3 protein-coding genes are annotated in these 6,121 nt (G+C 36.0%); 1 reads left to right on the forward strand and 2 read right to left on the reverse strand.

Going from position 1 to position 6,121, the window contains the following annotated elements; translation table 11 throughout:
• Positions 1-8: 8 nt before the first annotated feature.
• Positions 9-2,450: a TonB-dependent receptor plug domain-containing protein gene (locus tag FHR29_RS19705; RefSeq protein WP_183916425.1), complete on the reverse strand. Its 2,442-nt coding sequence runs from the start codon at positions 2,448-2,450 to the stop codon at positions 9-11.
• A 152-nt stretch (positions 2,451-2,602) separates the two neighbouring features.
• Here FHR29_RS19705 and FHR29_RS19710 point away from each other — a divergent pair, with 152 nt between their 5' ends.
• Complete coding sequence (locus FHR29_RS19710; protein WP_132771691.1) at positions 2,603-3,502, forward strand: AraC family transcriptional regulator; 900 nt, start codon at positions 2,603-2,605, stop codon at positions 3,500-3,502.
• A 311-nt stretch (positions 3,503-3,813) separates the two neighbouring features.
• Here the strand turns inward: FHR29_RS19710 and nagB are convergent, their stop codons facing one another.
• On the reverse strand, positions 3,814-5,733 hold the full coding sequence (gene nagB / locus FHR29_RS19715; protein ID WP_183916427.1) for a glucosamine-6-phosphate deaminase: 1,920 nt from the start codon (positions 5,731-5,733) through the stop codon (positions 3,814-3,816).
• Between the last annotated feature and the right edge of the window lie 388 nt (positions 5,734-6,121).

A 6,121-nucleotide genomic window follows, 5' to 3' on the forward strand; every position in this document is an offset into this window, starting at 1 on the left:
TTTTGTATTTAAAATTTATTGATCGTATAATTTAATTTAATATAAAAAGCTCTTCCAGGTTTTTGAACACCAAAGTTGTCATACAGTTCAGCATTCAATACATTTTTACAGTCCAAACTCGCAACCAGCTTACCGCTAGGAAAACGGTAACTTGCTCCTAAATCATGCGCGAGTTGAGTTGGTGTTGTAAACCACTCCGATTCAATCCAAATGGTACTAAACGGAGCCACATAGCCCACATTGTAATATAAATTAACCACTGATTTCTTTTGAAGGATATTGTTCATGCGATACTGCACATTACCATTTACAGTGAAAAATGGTTCATTAGGAATTTGTTTGTCATACAAACTATGTGGATTGCCCATTTCATCCGACTTCACTTTAAACAATGAATTGAATTTGGAGAAATTTACCATAGCATTTAACCGATTATCAAAAACATAGTTAACCTCTGCCTCATATCCAATTGACTGCGTTTTAGAAAGATTAACAAATTGCGTTACCTGAATATCCTCGACCTGCCCTTCTCTTCCTTCTACGACTTCCTCTGTTCTAGTCTGCTGAATAATTTTATCATAACCGTTGCGCCAAAACATATTTCCATATAATGACAACTTATGTTTACCTACTTCAAGTGCTCCAAATCGAGCGCCCAGATTATAATTAATGGCACGTTCAGGCAAAATATCCGGATTAGCCAAAACGTTGCTCTCAGGTTCTCCATAAACATGACGGTCTGTAGGCATAATGAAAGATTTTTCGGCCGAGACAATAATAAAACCTCTTTTTACAGCCTCATATGATAGGGTCCCGCCAAAACCTTTATTGTTTCTCTTTATTTTGTTATGTTCATATACCATTGTTCCATCCTTTTCACCAGTTGGTGTACGCTGATCGGTGTGATATAGGGCATATTTACCAAATATATTGGTTCTTAATTTACCATCTAAGAGCTCAGATTCGTAATTCAGGCCCCAGATATTAGTTGTTGTATTATTATTAGTGATCCAGCGGCTACGTGCTGGATTTAACAAATCCTTATCTTCTCTATTCGTTTTTTCAAATTTATGGTTCAATGAGATTCGTTGCCCTGAAAAGATGGTATAGGCTAAATTTGAACGAACATTAGAAATAGTCCGATCGATATCAGAAATAACAGCGTCGCCCTGTTGTCCCTTGCCGGGTTCATATCCATAAGTTTCCGGTGGACCTTCCGAATTCTTCACCAATAAAGTTCCGTCCCAGTTATATCTCAAACTCACCGTATCCTGCAAATATGTATTTCGTTTACTATGAACAGCATTCACATTAAGAGATAGTCCATCAATAAATAGGTTTTTCTTATTGTAGTTTAAACTAAATACGTGAGCTTGATAGTCATTAAAACGACCAAAGTAGGGTTTGGTCATCGTAATACCATGTGGAACCTCCTTATGGGAATCGGAAATATTATACCCTAAGAAAAATTGATCTGCCCACTTGACATTTGTAAAACCGAATTCAAAACGTCCGCCTACAGTTTTAAATTCATCATTTGCACGTTTAACTCGATAATAACGGTCTACTCTTCCACCGGGTCTGGTATATTTCGAAAATTTGCCCCACATTTCGTAGTTATTATCTGAATGACTGTAAAAACCCGATACTCTAGCTGTAAATCCATTTTTCTGATTTCTATATAATCCACCAATATCTGCCCTGTAGGTATTAAATGAACCATAAGAAACTGCGGCTGTAATATTATTTGAAGAGGCATCTTTTTTCATGATAACATTGATGGCACCTCCGATATAGTTCCCTGTTAAATGTGAAGGTAACACGCCTTTGTATACCTCAATACGCTCAATCATGGAAGGTGGGATATTATTCAAATTGAATGAGGATCCGTAAGTGGAGATCTCTATACCATCCAGGAATAGTCCAATAGTACTTCCCGACATGCCATTGAGGTTATATTCAATTGGCGAACCTTCTCCTCCATTCTGGCGAACACGCACTCCCACTGCTCTATCCAGTAATTCATTGGTTGTTAGATTTCGTAAAGAAGCTTCCTTAGTTTCAATCACCGCAACGGCAAAACCACTTGTCTCAATCTCTTTTTTTACTGACTTTTTTTCTATTCGGACTTCATCTAAAGAACGATCACCTTTAGGGGCCACATAGATATGAAGATTCTGTAGTTTTTTATGAACATTGATCTTAACTCTCTTCGAGTGGAATTCAACAGAACTTACAGATATTGTTTGCTCACCATAAGGAACATTTTTAAATTCATAATCTCCCTTAACGGAAGATACTGCCACAATGTTGCTGTTTTCTATACGAATAGTAGCATGTGAAACGACGGTGCTATCGGCTAGATAAATAATTCCTTTAATTGTACCTGTTTGTGCTGAGGCAGATAATGCTAGGATAAAAAGCACAAAGGTTGTGTAAAAAATTTTCATTAATTGAGATTAATTCTTAACTTCGAATATTCGCTTAGAACGAGTCTAAATAAATACAGCGTCGCAAATATAAAGCTCTTCTAAATACAGAAAAGACGTTATTGGAAATAACGATGACGTATTCCGAAAAATCATAGCACTATTGAATTAAAATGATTAGTACTGTACTAGATAATAATTACAATCTTCAAAAAATATCAGAACATATCCATTTTGACGAGTTAAGTCCCTACAAAGGCTGTAAATTCAAGATCCATGAGGATGTCTATGTAAGTATAATTGCAACAAAAGAAACGAGCTTTTATACCACGTCAGCTACTGAATCATTTAAGCTACAGGAAGGATACAGCTTTTTGAAATACTTGTCCAAGGATACCTTAATCGAAATCAAATCATTAGCAATAAATAGTAAGTGCCTATTTATTATCTACAGTAAAGACTTTATTGATCGTTTAGGGACTGAAGAGCACAGGTTTTTCCAGTTAATTCAAATCTACACGCCGCATACAATACAAGATGTGGCGATCCATTCTTCCGTTGTTGAACTGTTGCAAGTCAATGGCCCTGCTTACTTAAGGAATATTCAACAGAAATCGAAAGTACTTGAAATATTTTTCAAACAGCTTACTTTCATTTCCAATCTCCAAGAAAAAGATACCGTTAATCTTCGATTAGAAGAGATAAAGAAGGTTGAAAAAGCAAAAAAGTTGATTGACGAAAACATATCCAATACGTATACCATTCCAGAATTATCAAGAATCATTGGCACCAATGAACAATATCTTAAACAGCATTTCAAACAGCAGTATGGAATGACGATTCGAAGCTACATCTTGAAAAATAAGATGAACCACGCGAAAGAACTATTGCTGAAAGGAGATCATAAAGTGGCTGTCATTGCAAATAAAATCGGCTATAAACACGCGACTCATTTTACAACTGCTTTTAAAAGATATTTTGGCTTTTTACCAAATTCAATCAGATTCAATTGGATAGCCTACTTATCACCTTACTATCTAGATTTAGAATTAGAATTGCTCTGTATTCTTTAAGCAATCTCAATTAGATGCACTAAAAATTTTCAATGATCATGGCCTTTTTCCTGTGCAGGATAACCATAGAATCCCGATTTGTATCTGACTACTAGAATCCACTATAATTCCAGCATAATAGTATCTATACCTACCTAAGCCCCATCTGGAAACTAGCAAATTATAAGCTCAGTACAACTAAAGCTATATCATCAATACAATTTGCAAATACGAATGAAGAGGCCGAATCAGCTTTGATGAAAAAGTGCTTACATATAGAATAAAAAAGGCTCTCCTAAAACGGAGAGCCTTTTATTAGTTATTTAATATAATTAGAATTCCCATCTTACGAAAGCTTCGATTGCCTCGTAATTAGCTAATCCCAATTGATCATATAATTCTGCAGTTTCGCTGGTACGATCTTCTGCACGTACCCAGAATTCACGAGGATCATCTCCAGGGAAAACTGGAAGATCTTTCTGTGATTGGTGCTTAAAGATAGCCAAACGCTTGCGGTATACCTCTTGTGGCGATAATGGAACAGCCATTTCAATTTCATGAATTGGGTATTCATGCCACGCTCCACGGTACAACCATAACCAACAATCTTTAGTCCACTCATCAGTCGCTTTTAAACGTCTTAATGCTTCAAACAAAATATTAAAACATACTTTGTGTGTTCCATGTGGATCCGCAAAATCACCAGCTGCAAATACCTGATGTGGCTTTACCTGACGTAATAATTCCATTGTTTGCTGGATATCATCTTCGAAAGAAACATCTTTTGAGAATTTCTGTCTATCGTAAAAAGGTAAGTCTTGGAAATGGATATTTGTATCTGGTAAACCTACAAAACGAGCGCCAGCAATAGCCTCTCCTTTACGGATTAATGCTTTGATCTTACGAACAATCTCTGTATCGATCTGGTTTGGTTTTTTAGTTTCAAAAATCTCACGGCTTTCTTTATACAACGTTGAAATTTTTGATGCATCAATTCCCATCTCTTTTGCAAAATCTTCTGCAAATTCTAAATAGCGGATAACATCATCATCCCAAACAGCTGTATTACCACACGTTTGATAAGCAACATGTACATTATGTCCTTGATCTGCTAAACGAATAAATGTACCACCCATAGAGATTACATCATCATCAGGGTGAGGAGAGAATACAATTGAAGTTTTCTTAGCCGGATTAGCACGCTCAGGTCTTTGTGAATCATCAACATTTGGTTTACCACCTGGCCAGCCAGTAATGGTATGTTGCAATTCATTAAAAATACGGATATTGATATTGTAAGCAGGACCTGATTGGGTTACCAACTTAGCCATACCATGATTATTATAATCTTCTTCTGTCAGTTTCAGAATAGGCTTCTTAATTTCCAAAGACAACCAAACAACTGCTTTTTTAATTAAAACAGGTGTCCATTCAATATCTTCAGCCAACCAAGGCAAATCGAATCTTGTTAATAACGAAGCTGATTCTGTGTCTAAAATGAATTCTACATTATCAGACAGTTGCAAATAAGTTGCTGGAATCTCTGATGAGATTTCACCTTCTACAGCTTTCTTAATGATTTCAGCTTTATTACCACTCCAGGCCATCAAAATGATCTCTCGAGCTTTAAAAATAGTACCGACACCCATCGTAATTGCTTTACGAGGTACATTTTCTTTACCACCAAAATCACGAGACGCATCACGACGTGTCAAATCATCTAATGTGACAACACGTGTACCCGAATTAGGAGCAGATCCCGGCTCATTGAAACCGATATGACCTGTACGACCAATTCCTAAAATTTGAATATCTAAACCACCTAAGTCAGTAATTTTTTGCTCATAAGCTTCACAAGCGGCATTGATCGCGTCTACTGCTAATGTTCCATCAGGAATATTAACGTTTGCTCTTTCAATATCAACATGATCAAATAGATTCTTATTCATGAATGTCACATAACTCTGTGCGGCATCTGGCTGCATCGGATAATATTCATCCAAGTTAAACGTGATGACATTTTTGAAACTTAAACCTTCTTCTTTATGTAAACGGATTAATTCAGCGTAAACTTTAACGGGTGTTGCACCAGTAGCAAGACCTAAAATTGCATTTTCGCCATTCTCTTGCTTTTTGCGAATGATGTCCGCAATACGCTTTGCAACAACTTTGGAAGCTGTGCTTGGATCAGGATACACACTTACAGGAACTTTTTCAAAGCGTGTTTCTTCCAATAAATTTAATCTAGCCATTATTAGAATTAGTATTGATAGGGTGAATTACAAATTTATAAAATATTGTAGCTTATTCACCATATTTTATAAGATTTTAAATCGTTTATAGCAAAAATGCAAATGCACACGATTGCTAAAACGTTTATTTGAAGTATTATCTAATATTATTAAGTAAATCAATGGCTTGAACGAGCGTTTCAGATCTTTTAGCAAAACAAATCCGCAAAATATACTGATTTGGATCTGCCGTATAGAACGCTGAAATCGGAATTAATCCGATCTTATTTTCGACGATCATACGTTCAGCAAATAAGAGGTCTTGTTCCTCCGAAATTGAACTGTAATCAACATTCAAAAAATAAGTACCGTTGCTCGGTAATACGGTAAATTTGGAAGATGATATTCA

The organism is Sphingobacterium sp. JUb56 (assembly GCF_014191365.1).
In the GTDB taxonomy this organism is placed as follows: Bacteria; Bacteroidota; Bacteroidia; order Sphingobacteriales; family Sphingobacteriaceae; genus Sphingobacterium; species Sphingobacterium anhuiense.